The sequence below is a fragment of the Adlercreutzia rubneri genome (assembly GCF_009755265.1).
GTDB classification, from domain to species: Bacteria; Actinomycetota; Coriobacteriia; order Coriobacteriales; family Eggerthellaceae; genus Adlercreutzia; species Adlercreutzia rubneri.
In genome coordinates, this window is the sequence record NZ_WPOO01000061.1 from 1 (window position 1) to 589 (window position 589).

Genomic DNA, 589 nt, shown 5'->3' on the forward strand with positions numbered 1-589 from the left:
CAGTACATCCAGACGTATCCCACCTGCGACACGCAGACGGGCGCCCTCTTGTACGTGGGCAACATGCGCCTGGAGAATCGAGCCATCTGCGTCAACAAGGAAGGCGACCGCTTCGTCGAGGAGATGGAACGCCGCGACGTCATCTCCAACGCCATCAAGGAGCAGACGGACGGCATCGGCTACATGATCTTCAGCCAGGACGGCCTCGACCACACCGACATCGCCACGGTGAACGCGGCCGAGATGGACGGCTTGTTCGGGCGCGGCCAGCTGGCGAAGGGCGAGACCATCGCCGAGGCGTGCGAACCTTTCGGCATCGATGCCGCTGAGCTGCAAAAGACCGTGGAGAAGTGGAACGGCTACTGCAAGGACGGCGCCGACCCCGACTTCAACTACCGCGCGGCGCTCAATCCCATCGAGGGCGGCCCTTACTACATCTTGGCGTACAAGCCGTCGGTGCACTACACCATGGGCGGCCTGCACATCAATACCGACGCGCAGGTGCTCGATAGCGACGCCGCGCCCATCCCCGGCCTGTTCGCGGCCGGCGAGCAGGCAGGCCATAAGATGGGTACGAACCGCCTGGGCT

Annotated in this window: 1 protein-coding gene; it reads left to right on the plus strand. The window is 64.2% G+C overall.

From position 1 onward, the window contains the following. The coding region (locus GO707_RS11885) for an FAD-binding protein (protein WP_157013095.1) at window positions 1-589 on the plus strand (589 nt) is incomplete at both ends.